8 protein-coding genes and 2 rRNA genes (1 of these 10 cut by a window edge) are annotated in these 13,896 nt (G+C 67.3%); 3 read left to right on the top strand and 7 right to left on the bottom strand.

All coding sequences use genetic code 11. The annotated features are described in order from the left end of the window. Positions 1 to 34: 34 nt before the first annotated feature. The gene (locus tag C3V38_RS09975) at positions 35 to 1,501 is read right to left on the bottom strand and encodes a NarK/NasA family nitrate transporter (protein ID WP_083961817.1); all 1,467 of its coding nucleotides are present in this window, start codon (positions 1,499 to 1,501) and stop codon (positions 35 to 37) included. Between the two features lie 168 nt (positions 1,502 to 1,669). Here C3V38_RS09975 and C3V38_RS09970 point away from each other — a divergent pair, with 168 nt between their 5' ends. Both C3V38_RS09970 and C3V38_RS09965 read left to right on the top strand, forming a co-directional pair. Continuing rightward, positions 1,670 to 2,257 carry a hypothetical protein gene (locus C3V38_RS09970; protein ID WP_106385707.1) on the top strand — a complete coding sequence of 196 codons (588 nt, stop codon included), beginning with the start codon at positions 1,670 to 1,672 and terminating at the stop codon, positions 2,255 to 2,257. Between the two features lie 68 nt (positions 2,258 to 2,325). Further along, positions 2,326 to 3,477 carry a MalY/PatB family protein gene (locus C3V38_RS09965; RefSeq protein WP_061229333.1) on the top strand — a complete coding sequence of 384 codons (1,152 nt, stop codon included), beginning with the start codon at positions 2,326 to 2,328 and terminating at the stop codon, positions 3,475 to 3,477. A gap of 87 nt (positions 3,478 to 3,564) precedes the next feature. Here the strand turns inward: C3V38_RS09965 and C3V38_RS18095 are convergent, their stop codons facing one another. The 4 genes from C3V38_RS18095 to C3V38_RS09950 all read right to left on the bottom strand — a co-directional run bounded on the left by C3V38_RS18095 (position 3,565) and on the right by C3V38_RS09950 (position 9,140). Then, positions 3,565 to 4,701 (bottom strand): calcineurin-like phosphoesterase C-terminal domain-containing protein, encoded by a 1,137-nt coding sequence (locus tag C3V38_RS18095; RefSeq protein WP_254426155.1) that lies wholly within the window; start codon positions 4,699 to 4,701, stop codon positions 3,565 to 3,567. Next, positions 4,637 to 5,467, bottom strand: coding sequence for a metallophosphoesterase N-terminal domain-containing protein (locus tag C3V38_RS18090; protein ID WP_254425950.1), 831 nt, complete (start codon positions 5,465 to 5,467; stop codon positions 4,637 to 4,639). The genes C3V38_RS18095 and C3V38_RS18090 overlap by 65 nt, the downstream gene beginning before the upstream one ends. A gap of 236 nt (positions 5,468 to 5,703) precedes the next feature. After that, positions 5,704 to 7,881, bottom strand: coding sequence for a 3-hydroxyacyl-CoA dehydrogenase NAD-binding domain-containing protein (locus tag C3V38_RS09955; RefSeq protein ID WP_106385706.1), 2,178 nt, complete (start codon positions 7,879 to 7,881; stop codon positions 5,704 to 5,706). A 47-nt stretch (positions 7,882 to 7,928) separates the two neighbouring features. Next, positions 7,929 to 9,140: an acetyl-CoA C-acetyltransferase gene (locus C3V38_RS09950; protein WP_061916736.1), complete on the bottom strand. Its 1,212-nt coding sequence runs from the start codon at positions 9,138 to 9,140 to the stop codon at positions 7,929 to 7,931. Positions 9,141 to 9,276: 136 nt separating this feature from the next. Between C3V38_RS09950 and malQ the strand changes: the two genes are divergently transcribed. Next, complete coding sequence (gene malQ, locus C3V38_RS09945) at positions 9,277 to 11,430, top strand: 4-alpha-glucanotransferase (RefSeq protein ID WP_254425949.1); 2,154 nt, start codon at positions 9,277 to 9,279, stop codon at positions 11,428 to 11,430. A 56-nt stretch (positions 11,431 to 11,486) separates the two neighbouring features. On the opposite strand, the gene rrf is transcribed toward malQ, so the two are convergent. Continuing rightward, positions 11,487 to 11,603 (bottom strand): 5S ribosomal RNA (gene rrf / locus C3V38_RS09940). Between the two features lie 107 nt (positions 11,604 to 11,710). Continuing rightward, positions 11,711 to 13,896 (bottom strand): 23S ribosomal RNA (locus tag C3V38_RS09935); it runs 914 nt beyond the window's last position.

Below are 13,896 nucleotides of genomic sequence, written 5' to 3'. Positions count from 1 at the left end.
CGCCCCGGCGGGGGCGGGGACACAGGCGCGGCGATCAGCGCGCGGCGGGCACCGGCTCAGCCCCACCCGGCGCGGCGCCGGCCGTGCCAACCCGCGACGACCCGGCCGCCCCGACAGGCGACGTCCCGGTGGCCACCGGCGCGGGCGCGGCGGCCGGGCGGCGCAGGTACACGGCCCGGGTGATCACGGCCGCCACCACGTAGAAGACGGTGAACACCACGAACGCCGCCGTCGCCGATCCCGATGACTGGTATGAGCTGCGCAGGGTCATGTTGATGAGGAAGCCGCCGAAGGCCCCGACGGCGCCGGCCACTCCGATCAACGCCCCCGAGTGGGCCCGCGACCACGCCGCCCGCGCCGCCTCCGGCAGGTCCAGGCCCCTGCTGCGGGCCTCGTAGACGGTGGGGATCATCTTGTAGACCGACGCGTTGCCCATCCCCGTGAGCGCGAACAGGGTGAGGAAGGCGGCGAAGAACAGGACGAGCGCGCCGCCGGAGAGCCTGCCGCCGTTCGAGGCCTGCATGCTCGAGGTGACGATAAGCGCCACCGTGGTGAGGGCCATGCCGAGGAACGTCACCAGCGTCACCCGCGCACCGCCGAACCGGTCGGCCAGGCGGCCACCGAGCATGCGGGTCAGCGAACCGAGCAGCGGGCCGAGGAAGGTGATCTGCGCGGCGTGGAGCGCGGCCTCACCCGGCGACTGTCCGTTGCCGGTGAAGGTCATGGTGAGCATCTGGCCAAAGGCGAAGCTGAAGCCGATGAACGAGCCGAAGGTACCGATGTAGAGCAGGGACAGCACCCAGCCGTCCTTGTCGCGGACCACATCCTTCATGCTGGCCACGTCGACGGTCTGGTGAGCGAGGTTGTCCATCTTCAGCGCCGCACCGATGCCGGCGATCACCAGCAGCACCAGGTACACCGCGATCACCCAGTGCGGCGAGCGGTTACCGGCCAGCGCGATCACGACCAGGCCCACCACCTGAATGGTGGCCACACCGAGGTTGCCGCCGCCCGCGTTGAGGCCCAGGGCCCAGCCCTTCATCCGCTGCGGGAAGAAGGCGTTGATGTTGGTCATGGAGGAGGCGAAGTTGGCCCCGCCCAGGCCGGCGAGCGCGCCTACCACCAGGTACAGCCACAGCGGCTGGCCCGGGTTGGCCATGATCCATAGCATCGCGCCCGCCGGGATGAGCAGGACGAACGCGGAGAACATCGTCCAGTTGCGACCGCCGAACGTGGCCGTGGCCAGCGTGTAGGGGATGCGCAGGAACGCGCCGGTGAGGGTCACGACCGCGGAGACGAGGAACTTGTCCGGGGCGTCGAGTCCATAGACGTCCTCCGGCATGAACAGCACCATCACCGCGAAGAGGGTCCACACCGAGAACCCCACGTGCTCGGCGAACACCGACCAGTACAGGTTGCGCACGGCGATGCGGCGACCGCCGGACTCCCACTGGTGCCGGTCCTCCGGATCCCAGTTCTCGATCGTGCGTGAGCGCGTCATGTGCGTGGCCCCTCCCCGCCGGTGGGCTCCCTCGTTCGGAGCCCCGTGACGGCAACCGTAGGAACGGGCTGTTTCCCCTGTGCTATTCGCGGTGACGGTCCCGTCACGGTGTACTCACGTGCAGGCGTTCGACCTGTGAGGGCGCCTCGGCCGTGATGGACTGTGCGCATGTCCTGCCGCGTCACATTCCGCGTCACCGCCCGCCTCATCGCGGTGATGACCGCCGCGCTCGCCCTCATGACGGGTCTGGTGCCCGCAGCCTCGGCGCAGCAGACCGGGGCCCATCCCCTGGACACATGGCGGGCGCCCTTTCCGCCGCCCGCGCCGATCCCGGCCGACGCGCGGTACGTTGACACCCAGTCCACGACCGGCCCGGACCAGCCGGGGTTCTGGGAGCCGGGACCGAATGTCATACGTGTGGTCTCGCGGGCCCCGGCGGACTCCCCCACCTGGTGCGACGGTTACTGGAACCTGGCGGGTGTGCGGTGTTGGCAGGTGGCCCCGGATGGATCCGTCGCCGAACTTCGCCGGTTCTCCCTCCTCACCGACATGTGGCACGGCTCGTCGGACCCCTGGGCCGGGGCCGCCTATCAGGCCGGCTACCGCGTCGCCTACGAGATGGGCTGGGACTACACCTCCGGCGGCATCGTCATCCCCACCGGATCCGGGACCGCCTACTCCACGATGATGCCGCTCGGCAGGCAGTCCCCGGATGCCGACGTATGGGTGGCGCCGGGGATCCTTCCCGGGAGCTGACGATCGCGGCCGCGACGGCTGAGTAGCCTGGTGGTTCCGCGTGCCCCCGGATGAGAAGGATGCCCCACGTGCCGTTCCCTCTGGATGTCCCCGAGTCCGTCCTGCGCAGGCGCCGCAGCCAGAAGTGGCAGGCGTACCCGGAGGACGTGCTGCCGCTGTTCGTCGCCGAGACCGACGTCCTGCTGGCCCCCGCGATCCGGGATCGACTCGCGGCCGCCGTCGCCGACGGGGACACCGGGTACTTCACGGAGATCGAGCGGCTGGCCGGGGTGTGCGCCCGGTACTACTCGCGTTTCGGGTACGACGTGCCGGAGGACGCCGTGATCCCGGTCAACGATGTGGGGGTCGGCGTTCGCGAGTCGCTGGCGCGCATCCTGCCGGCCGGGAGCGGTGTCGTGTACACGCCGCCGGTGTACATGCCGTTCGGGCCGTGGATTCGGCGCGTGGGGATGTCACCGGTCGCGGTGCCGTTGATCGGTCACGACGGCGAGGACCCGCAACTGGATCTGGCGGGAATCGAGCAGGCGTTGGCGGGTGGAGCCCGGGCCGTTCTGCTCAGTCACCCGCACAATCCCACGGGCGTCCTCCACTCGCGTGCGGAGTTGGCCGAGCTAGCCCGGATCGCCGCCCGGCACGACGCGGTGGTGGTCTCGGACGAGATCTGGGCGCCCCTGGCCATGCCCGGCGTGGACTTCGTCTCGTTCCTGGCGGTCTCGCAGACCGCGCGCGAGGTGGGGCTGGCGATCTCATCGGCGTCCAAGGCGTTCAACCTCGCCGGGTTGAAGTGCGCGTTCGTGGTCAACGGCAATCCGGAGAAGTTCGCGGTTCCCCGTTCGGCGCTGTCCGGCGCGGTGGGGCACTTCGGCGCCCTCGCCGCCGAGGCCGCGCTCACCGAGTCACTCGACTGGCTCGACCACATGCGGGCCGCCCTCGCGTCGAATCTCGACCTCATGGAGCGGTTGCTGGCCGAGCATCTGCCCCGCGCGCGGTGGCGGCGGCCTGACGCGGGGTTCGTCGCGTGGATCGATCTGCGCGGGTACCCGGGCCTCGGCGACGACCCTGCCGCCGCGTTCCTGGACGAGGGTCGGGTCGCGCTGAGCCCGGGCCCGGCGTTCGGACCTCAGGGCAAGGGCTTCGCCCGCGTGAACTTCGCCTGCTCCGACGAACTTCTCTCCGAGGCATTCTCACGGATGGGGCGGATCGCGTCCGAGCGCGGCTGAGGTCCGCCCAGGCGCGGTGTCAGCGGATCCGCACCCCTCGGCGGCGGGGCCGTGGCCTCGCCGCCAGAGGAGAACTCCACCGAACGTTCAGCCCGTCACCGTGAAGGCGAACGACGTCCTGTGCTCACGTCCGTACCGGTCCGTCGCCGAGACCCGGGCGGTGTGCTCGCCCGGCTCGAGATCGGAGGGCAGCGCGATCCGCCACAGGTGCGAGCTCGACCGGCCCAGTGCGGCGTCGGCGATGAGGTTGTGGGTCCCCGAGACGGTCTCGGTGTACTCCCAGCCCACGTTGAGGGCCTCGCCGGCCGCCGGCTGGGTGTGCTCGGCGGCGACGGGCTCGCCCCCGTCGACGGACACCCGGACGCTGGCGTCCGTGGATCCGCCGAAGAAGCTGGCCGCCAGCCACGCCGCGCCCGTGCTCACGTCCGCGGTGCTGACGGAGTCGGTCGCCACGGGAGCCGGAGCCTCACCCTGCTCCCCGTCGTCCTTCCACTGCTGGTAGGCCTCGGCCCACTCCCGCCACGCGGGGCTGTTGATCCCTGTCAGGAACTGACGGTCGGTCGACTCGTTACGCACGGTGTAGTACTCGGAGCGCTCGTGTCCGTCGAACTCGATGGTCAAGACACCGGGCTCGGCGGCGTCAGAGGTGTAGGCGTGGGGCACGCCGTTCTCGTTGAGCTCGCCGGAGTACCACGAGCCGGAGACCGCGCCGGCCACGAGCTGGTCGTGGGTCAACTCGGGGATCCCGGCATCGATCCACTCCTGCCTGGAGTCACCCGCCAACAGATGCTCCAGCGTGTGGGTGTGACCGCCCACCGTCACCGCGTTGGGATAATCGGCCAGGATCTCGTACAGCGCACTCGCGTTGTCGGTCGTGACGCCGCGGTAGTCCACGATCGGCGCGTGCGCGGCCACGACGATGTTCTTTTCACGCTCCACGTGCTGCAGGTCGTTACGCAGCCAGTCGAGCTGCTCCTGCGTGAGGGCCTCGGCGTAGCCGCCGTTGGACCCGTCGGCCTTCTGACCGTTGTAGACGATGTTGAACAGACCCACGAAGTGGGTGTCGCCCACTTCGTAGGAGTAGTACGGCGCGCCGAAGTCGCGGCGATAGGTGTCGACGGAGTGGGTGGCGTCGGCCGCGTCGAAGTCCATGTCGTGGTTACCGGGGATGGCACGCACGGGACCGTTCGCGTCGGCGTAGAGGTCCTTGACGGGCTGGTTCAGGCTCAGGTCGTCGCCGACGTTGTCGCCCAGGAGGCAGGATGCCGCAGCCCGCGTAGTCGTCACGGGCAGCGAGGTCGGCGGGCACGCCGCGGCTCGCGTACCCGACCTCCTCCATGTCGTAGGTCTGGGTGTCGGAGGCGATGGGGCAGGACTGCCGCGGATCGGCGGTCGCGGTCGACTTCGCGAGCGGGAAGTTCACCGCCGCGGGTAGATCGCCGGTGGGCTCCAGCCCGCCGAAGCGCAGCTCCTGCGAGCTCTCGGGCAGGTGGTTGTAGCTGAACTGGGCGAAGTTCTGCTCGTCGACCGGCACCTGCCAGCCGGCGGACTGGGTGACGAACGCGGTGAAGTTGTCGGAGGCCGGCAGCTCGTAACGGCCCTCGTCGTCGGTGGTGACGACGTCTCGACCGTTGGAGACCCGCACATCGGGTACGCCGACTTCCCCGTCGTCGTACACCGAGTTGCGGTTGGCGTCGTCGAACACGCGCCCGGTCAGGACGGACGGGTCCGCGGCGGCGCCCTCGACCACCTCGACGGATCCCGTGTAGAGGCCCTCGTCGGTTCCGGGCGCGGAGCTACCGGGCGCGGCGCCGAGCGACCCACCCTCGTCGGCGCCGAGCGAGCCACCCTGGTCGACGGAGCCGCTACCCAGGAAACCGGTGGGCAGTGCGTGTGCGGGTGCTGCGCTCACGATGATCGTGGCGACGAGCGCCAGGCCTGTGGCGCGACGTCGGTGTCGGTGCGGATGCGGTGTCTGCACTGACGGCATCGTCTCTCCTCGTCGGGTTGCGTACGACCTGCTCGTACGCCCGGCGAACGGTAGGGTCGCCGGTCGACATCGACGTGACGGGCCAGGGTCTATTCGGACGAACTTATCGGAGTATTCTCCTTTCACGAATCCCCGCGCACTGTGCTCATACCCGAACGCCCCCATCCGTTGTCCGGGACAACAGATGGGGGCGCGGGCCGCCGGGGCGTGGGCGGACGGGACGCGGGTCGCGGGCGTCAGGCCTGCTCGGCCGCCAGCTTCTTGAGCGACTCGGTCGGGGCGAAGCGCTCGCCGTACTTCGCGGCCAGCTCCTCCGCGCGAGCGACGAAACCCTTGTAGCCCGAGGCCTCCTTGGCGCCCGGCTCCGAGTAGTTCTTGGCGTACTGGCGGGTGCCGCCGGTCCACGCCGGGAACCCGATGCCGATGATCGAACCGATGTTGGCGTCGGCGTCGTCCACGATCACGCCCTCGTCAACGCACTTCTGCGTCTCGAGCACCTCGGCGAAGATCATGCGGTCGATCAGGTCCTGCAGCGGCGGGGCGTTATCGGGAGAGGTGTTGAACGCCTCCCGCAAGCCCGGCCAGAGTCCGCCGCGCTTGCCGTCGGCGTACTCGTAGAACCCCGCGCCGGCGGCGCGCCCGGACCGCTTGATCTCCTCGACCATCTTCAGGACGACGCGGTCGGAGGAATTGGGCACGTACTCCTTGCCCGCCGCCTCCTCAGCCTCGCGGGTGGCCTGACGGATCTTGACCATGAGGTTGAGGTTCAGCTCGTCGGACAGCTGCAGCGGCGCGGCCGGGTAGCCGGCGATCCGGCCGGCCTGCTCGATGGTGGCGGGCTCGATGCCCTCGTCGAGCATGCCGATCGCCTCGTTGACGAAGGTGCCGATGACGCGCGAGGTGTAGAAACCACGCGAGTCGTTGACGACGATCGGTACCTTGCGGATCGCCAGGGTCAGGTCGATGGCCTTGGCCAGGGTCTCCGGGGTGGTCTTGTCCCCCTTGATGATCTCGACCAGCTGCATCTTGTCGACGGGCGAGAAGAAGTGGATGCCGATGAAGTCCTCGGGGCGCTGGACGCCCGTGGCCAGGTCGGTGATCGGCAGGGTCGAGGTGTTGGACCCGAGCAGGGCGTCGGGGGCCACGATGCCCTCGATCTCCTGGAAGACCTTCTTCTTGAGCTCGGGCGACTCGAACACGGCCTCGATCACCGTGTCGCAGCCGGCCAGGTCCTGTGGGTCCGCTGTCGGCGTGATGCGGGCCAGGAGGGCGTCGGACTTCTCCTTGGTGGTGCGTCCGCGCTCGAGCGCCTTGGCTTCGATCTTCTCCGAGTAGGCCTTGCCCTTCTCGGCTCCGGCCAGCTCGACGTCCTTGAGCACGACCTCCATTCCGGCCTTGGCGCAGACGTACGCGATGCCCGCGCCCATCATGCCCGCGCCCAGGACGCCGACCTTCGTGAACTCGGTCCTGGGGATCTCGGAGCCGTCGGCCGCCTTCGGGCGGGCTCCGCCGGAGGCGCAGTGCTGCATGTCGAAGAAGAACGCCTGGATCATGTTCTTCGCGATGGGACCGGTGACCAGCGAGACGAAGTAGCGGGCCTCGATCTTCTCGGCGGTCGCGAAGTCGACCTGGGAGCCCTCGACGGCGGCGGCCATGATCGCGCGGGGCGCCGGGGAGGGCGCGCCCTTGGTCTGCTTGCGCATGTTGGCCGGGAAGGACGGCAGGACGCCGGACAGCTCCGGGTCGTCGACGGTGCCGCCGGGCAGCGTCCAGCCCTTGCGGTCCCACGGCTGGGTGGCCTCGGGTTCGGTCTTCAGCCACGCCGTGGCTGCGTCGATGAGCTTCTCCGGCGCCACGACCTCGTCGACCAGGCCGGCCTTGAGCGCCTTGTCGGGCGCGAACGAGCGGCCGGACATGAGGACGTTGGGCACGGCCTGGGCCAGGCCGAACATTCGGACGGTGCGGACGATGCCGCCGCCGCCGGGCAGCAGTCCGAGGGTGACCTCGGGCAGGCCGACCTTGGCGCCGCGAGCGTCGGCCATGACGCGGTGATGGGTGGCGAGCGCGAGTTCGAGGCCGCCGCCGAGGGCGGCGCCGTTGATGGCGGCCACGACCGGCACGCCGCAGGTCTCGAGAGCGCGCATGCGCTCCTTGATCCCCATGGACCGCTCGTAGAGCTCTTCGGCCTGGTCGGGGCCGGCTTTGATCATCGACTTGAGGTCGCCGCCGCCGAAGAAGCTCTTCTTGGCGGACGTCAGCACGACGCCCTTGATGGAGTCCTTCTCGGCCACGATGCGGTCGACTGTGGCGGCGAAGTCCTCGATGAACCGGGCGTTCATCGTGTTGGCGCCGTGGTCGGGGTCGTCCATGGTGAGGATGACGATGCCGTCGCCGTCCTGCTCCCACCGGAACATATTCTCGCTCACTTGATCTCTACTCCTATGCCTGTGGTGTCGATGGGTCAGACGCGCTCGATGATGGTGGCGACACCCATGCCGCCGCCCACACAGAGCGTGATGAGGGCGCGCTTGCCGCCGGTGCGCTCGAGCTCGTCGAGCACGGTGCCGGTGATCATCGCGCCGGTCGCACCGAGGGGGTGCCCCATCGCGATCGCCCCGCCGTTGACGTTGAGCTTCTCGTCGGGGATGTCCATGTCCTTCTGGAAGCGCAGCACGACGGAGGCGAAGGCCTCGTTGAGCTCCCACAGGTCGATGTCGTCGGGGGTGAGCCCCGCGGTGGCGAGCGCCTTCTTCGCGGCCGGGGTGGGGCCGGTGAGCATGATGGTGGTGTCGGCGCCGGAGGTGGCGGCGGCCACGACGCGGGCGCGGGGGGTCATGCCCATCTCCTGCCCGGCCTTCTCCGAGCCCACGACGACCAGGGCGGCGCCGTCGACGATGCCGGACGAGTTGCCGCCGTGGTGGACGTGGTCGATCTCTTCGATCCAGTGGTACTTCTGCAGCGCGACCGCGTCGAAGCCACCCATGTCGCCGACCATGGCGAACGAGGGCTTGAGTCCTGCGAGTGACTCGACGGTGGTGCCGGGACGCATGTGCTCGTCGTGGTCGAGGATGGTGACGCCGTTGATATCCTTGACGGGGACGACCGACTTGGCGAACCGGCCCTCTTCCCAGGCCCGCGCGGCCAGGCGCTGCGAACGCTCGGCGTAGCGGTCGACGTCCTCTCGGCTGAAGCCCTCGATGGTCGCGATGAGGTCGGCGCCGATGCCCTGCGGCGAGAAGTACGTGTCGTAGTTGGTGGCCGGATCCATGGCCCAGGCGCCCCCGTCGCTGCCCATCGGCACGCGCGACATGGATTCGACGCCACCGGCCAGGACGACCTCGTCCCACCCGGAGCGGACCTTCTGCGCGGCCATGTTGATGGAGGTCAGGCCGGAGGCGCAGAATCGGTTGATCTGCACGCCGGCGACCGTGTCGGGCATCTTGGCCGCGAGGGCCGCGATGCGCGGCAGGTCCATGCCCTGGTCGCCGAGCGGGCTGACGATGCCGAGGATGATGTCCGAGATGCGGTTCTCGTCGAGCTCGGGGAACCGACGCCGCGTCTCCTCGATGAGGCCGACCACCAGGTCGATCGGCTTGACCCCGTGTAGGGCACCACTGGGCTTGCCCTTACCTCGCGGTGTCCGGATGGCGTCGTAGATGAATGCCTCGGTCATGGGTGGGCCACGCTCTTTCTCTGGGCGAACAGGTTCATGTCCCGTCAGGTTACGTGGTGCGGTCCCACGTCGCGGAGTGTGGTCCGTTTCCGTCGACCGGCGCGTCGTCGGCGCGGCCGGTGGCACAGTGGATCGCGTGACTGCGAATGACATCGTCTCCCCTGTCCTGGCCGAGCTCGCCGACGCGTGCGGGGTCGCCACGAGTTACCAGGACGCCCACGGCGTCCATCAACAGGTCTCCGCCCGTACGGTGCGGGCGGTGCTCGCCGCGATGGGCGTTCCGGTCAGGCCCGGCGGCGACGACGACGAGCTCGGAGTCTCGGATCACGAGGCCCTCGAGGACATTCGGGCGCGCCCCTGGCGGCGTGTTCTGCCCCCGTCCCTGGTGGCTCGTCAGGGCACCGCCACGGAGTGCCCGGTTCATGTCCCGCACGGCGCGAAGGTGAGGGTCTCAGTCCTGCTCGAGGGCACCGATGTCCCGGTGACGCTGCTCCCTCTCGATGAGCCACGCGCGGCCCGCGAGATCGACGGCGTGACGGTCGAACGGGTGACGCTCCGGGTCCCGGACGCACTGCCGGCCGGGTGGCACCGCGTCGCCGCCGTCGTGGAGGTACCGGATCGCGAACCGGAGTCGTCCGAGTGCACCCTGCTGGTGTACCCGCCGACGATCCCGATCCCTCATAGTCTAGGAGAACACCGGGCAGTCGGCCTGGCCGCGCAGATCTACCAGGTGCGTTCCGCAGCGTCGTGGGGCGTCGGGGATCTCGCCGACCTCGGGACCCTGTCCGCCTGGGCCGGCCGCGAAACGGGTGCGGACTTCGTGTTGGTCAATCCGATGCATGCGGGCGAACCGTACCCGCCGGTCGGCCCGTCGCCCTATCTACCGACGACCCGCCGCTTCGCCTCTCCCTTGTATCTGCGTCCGGAACTCGTCCCCGAGTACGCGGAGCTGCCCGACACCGACCGCGAGCGGGTGGACGAGCTCGCACGGGACGCCGCGAAGGCCAACGGCGAGGACACCATCGACAGGGACGCGTCGTGGTCCGCGAAACTCGAGGCGTTGCGTCTGCTCTTCGCCGTTCCTCTCTCCGCCCGACGCTCGGAGTCGTTCGAGCGGTTCGTGGCCGGGCAGCCGGGGTTGACGGGGTTCGCCACCTGGTGCGCGATGGCCGGCGAGCACGGGCTGGACTGGACTGATTGGCCGGAGGCGCTGCAGGATCCGGATTCGGAGGCCACCGCCCTATATGCCTCTGAGCACGCGGATGAGGTGCGTTTCCACGAGTGGTTGCAGTGGCATGTCTCGCAGCAGCGGGCGCGTGCGCAGCAGGAGGCGATAGACGCCGGGATGCGGCTGGGCGTCCTGCACGACCTGGCAGTCGGCGTACATCCGACCGGGGCCGACGCGTGGTCACTGAACCGCGCGTTGGCCCGCGGCGTCTCGGTGGGTGCCCCGCCGGACGTCTACAACCAGAGGGGCCAGGACTGGTCGCAGCCGCCCCTCCGGCCGGATGCTCTGGCGGAGCAGGGGTTCGCGCCGCTTAGGGACATCGTCCGCGCCGCGCTTCAGGATTCCGGTGGCGTGCGCATCGACCACATTCTCGGACTCTTCCGGTTGTGGTGGATTCCCCGGGGCTCCTCGCCCACGGGGGGCACGTATGTCCGGTACGACCATGAGGCCATGCTCGGCGTCCTCGCTCTGGAGGCGTCCCGCGCGGGGGCCGTGATCGTGGGTGAGGACCTGGGGACGGTGGAACCGGGGGTGCGGGCGACGTTGTCCGAACTCGGTGTCCTGGGGACGTCGGTGATGTGGTTCGAAAAGCGTGACGACGCACCGGTTCCGCCGGAGGAGTATCGCCGCCTGTGTATGGCGTCGGTGACCACGCATGACCTCCCCCCGACGGCCGGCTATGCCGATCTCGTCCACGTGGATGTTCGCGAGGAGCTCGGGCAGCTCACCGGTGACGTCAAGGAGGAGCGTCGGTCCGCCGCGGCCGAGATCGAGGCGTTCCGAGAGGAGGTCCGCGATCGGGATCTTCTCGCGGGTGATTCCCTGGATGATCTGGTGGTGGGTCTGCACCGCTTCGTCGCGGCCGCGCCGTCGTTGCTCGTGGCGGTGTCTGTGGCGGATCTCGTGGGTGATCGTCGGCCGGTGAACATGCCGGGTACGTCGGATGAGTATCCCAATTGGCGGGTGCCGTTGACGGACGCCGATGGCCGCTTGGTCAGCCTCGAGGGGCTCGTGGAGTCAGCGTTGGCGCGTCGGGTGATGCGCGCGGCGTCAGGTGGGTGAGATGGCGGGAACCCCCGGCCCTGGTGGGGTCGGGGGTTCCGGCTTTGTGAAGTTGTGTTCGGCGGTGTCCTACTCTCCCACACCCTCGCGAGTGCAGTACCATCGGCGCTGGCAGGCTTAGCTTCCGGGTTCGGAATGGGACCGGGCGTTTCCCTGCCGCTATGGCCGCCGTAACTCTATGAAACAAGGTCCTCGTGTCTCGTGACTGGTCGTCGAGACACGGGTGTGTTGTTTCAGATACTGCACAGTGGACGCGGGTCGATCTTTGAAAAAGGTGTTTGTGTGTAAGTCCTCGGCCGATTAGTACCGGTCACCTGCACGCATTGCTGCGCTTCCAGTTCCGGCCTATCAACCCCATGGTCTGTGGGGGGCCTTAACCACGCGAAGGTGGTGAGAAACCTCATCTTGGAACAGGCTTCCCGCTTAGATGCTTTCAGCGGTTATCCCTTCCGAACGTAGCTAACCAGCGATGCTCCTGGTGGAACAACTGGCACACCAGAGGTTCGTCCGTCCCGGTCCTCTCGTACTAGGGACAGCCTTCCGCAAGTTTCTTACGCGCGCGGCGGATAGAGACCGAACTGTCTCACGACGTTCTAAACCCAGCTCGCGTGCCGCTTTAATGGGCGAACAGCCCAACCCTTGGGACCTACTCCAGCCCCAGGATGCGACGAGCCGACATCGAGGTGCCAAACCATCCCGTCGATATGGACTCTTGGGGAAGATCAGCCTGTTATCCCCGGGGTACCTTTTATCCGTTGAGCGACACCGCTTCCACTTGCCGGTGCCGGATCACTAGTCCCGACTTTCGTCCCTGCTCGACGTGTCAGTCTCACAGTCAAGCTCCCTTGTGCACTTGCACTCAACACCTGATTGCCATCCAGGCTGAGGGAACCTTTGGGCGCCTCCGTTACTCTTTGGGAGGCAACCGCCCCAGTTAAACTACCCACCAGGCACTGTCCCTAACCCAGATCATGGGCCGAGGTTAGACGTCCAATACGATCAGAGTGGTATTTCAACAACGACTCCACACACACTGGCGTGCATGCTTCACAGTCTCCCACCTATCCTACACAAACCGAATCGAACGCCAATACCAAGCTATAGTAAAGGTCCCGGGGTCTTTTCGTCCTGCCGCGCGTAACGAGCATCTTTACTCGTAATGCAATTTCGCCGAGTCTGTGGTCGAGACAGCAGAGAAGTCGTTACGCCATTCGTGCAGGTCGGAACTTACCCGACAAGGAATTTCGCTACCTTAGGATGGTTATAGTTACCACCGCCGTTTACTGGGGCTTAAATTCTCAGCTTCGCCTTGCGGCTAACCGGTCCTCTTAACCTTCCAGCACCGGGCAGGCGTCAGTCCGTATACATCGACTTACGTCTTCGCACGGACCTGTGTTTTTAGTAAACAGTCGCTTCTCTCTGGTCTCTGCGACCACCCCCAGCTCACGGAGCAAGTCCGGTCACCGGGCGTGGTCCCCCTTCTCCCGAAGTTACGGGGGCATTTTGCCGAGTTCCTTAACCACAGTTCTCTCGATCGCCTTGGTATTCTCTACCTGACCACCTGTGTTGGTTTGGGGTACGGGCCGTGTATGAACTCACTAGAGGCTTTTCTCGGCAGCATAGGATCACTGAATTCCCCACAACGGGTACGCATCAAGTCTCAGCCTTATGTGTGACACGGATTTGCCTGTTGTCACGGCCTACACTCTTACACCAGTACAACCACTGACTGGCCCAGCTACCTTCCTGCGTCACCCCATCGCTTGGCTACTACCAGATCAGGTCCCGCGCATCCCCACCACGCGGTCCGAAGACCGTCTAGGTGGTTCTGGGCGGTTAGTATCACTGATTCACCATGGGCGCGCATACACGGGTACGGGAATATCAACCCGTTGTCCATCGACTACGCCTGTCGGCCTCGCCTTAGGTCCCGACTCACCCTGGGCAGATTAGCTTGACCCAGGAACCCTTGGTCATCCGGCGGACGAGTTTCCCACTCGTCATTCGCTACTCATGCCTGCATTCTCACTCGTGTGGCCTCCACACCTGGATCACTCCGGCGCTTCTATGGCCACACGACGCTCCCCTACCCACCCACACACCTGCCCGGAGGAGGTTCAACGTGTGAGTGCCGCGGCTTCGGCGGTGTACTTGAGCCCCGCTACATTGTCGGCGCAGGACCACTTGACCAGTGAGCTATTACGCACTCTTTCAAGGGTGGCTGCTTCTAAGCCAACCTCCTGGCTGTCTCAGCGATCCCACATCCTTTTCCACTTAGTACACGCTTAGGGGCCTTAGCCGGCGATCTGGGCTGTTTCCCTCTCGACTATGAAGCTTATCCCCCACAGTCTCACTGCCGCACTCTCACACCTCGGCATTCGGAGTTTGGCTGACGTCAGTAACCTTGTAGGGCCCATCGGCCATCCAGTAGCTCTACCTCCGAGGTGAAACATGCGACGCTGCACC

This window comes from Dietzia sp. oral taxon 368, from assembly GCF_002999155.1.
Taxonomy (GTDB): Bacteria; Actinomycetota; Actinomycetes; order Mycobacteriales; family Mycobacteriaceae; genus Dietzia; species Dietzia cinnamea.
This window is presented reverse-complemented; position numbering and strand designations above follow the sequence as displayed.